The 525-nt window shown below is 63.0% G+C and carries 1 pseudogene; it reads left to right on the forward strand.

Annotated features, from left to right (window positions below):
• Window positions 1-525, forward strand: a pseudogene (locus QQK18_RS17210) (malate synthase G); the annotation flags it as partial.

Raw genomic sequence — 525 nt, forward strand, 5'->3', positions numbered from 1 at the left:
CCGCGTTGACGACGATCCAGGATTGCGAGGATTCGGTCGCGGCGGTCGATGCCGCGGACAAGATCGCCGTCTATCGCAACTGGCTCGGTCTGATGCGCGGCGATCTTGCCGAGCGATTTGAAAAGGACGGCCGCGCCATTGTCCGCCAACTGGCGCCGGACCGCCAGTACACAGGCGCAGACGGGGCAGAGCTGGTGCTTACAGGCCGCAGTCTGATGCTTGTGCGCAATGTCGGCCACCTCATGACCACCAACGCGGTGCTGGATGCCGATGGTCGTGAAACGCCCGAAGGTTTCCTCGACGCGATGGTGACCGCGCTCGCCGCGGTCCATGATCTACGCAAGACCTCCGGGCCGCAAAATTCGCGATGCGGCAGCATCTATGTCGTCAAGCCCAAGATGCATGGACCGGCTGAAGTGGCCCTGGCGGACGCCATGTTTCAGCGTGTGGAAGACGCGCTCGGGTTGGCGCGCAATACCATCAAGATCGGCGTCATGGATGAGGAGCGCCGCACCAGCGTTAACC

The sequence above is a fragment of the Devosia nitrariae genome (genome assembly GCF_030160115.1).
Taxonomy (GTDB): Bacteria; Pseudomonadota; Alphaproteobacteria; order Rhizobiales; family Devosiaceae; genus Devosia; species Devosia nitrariae.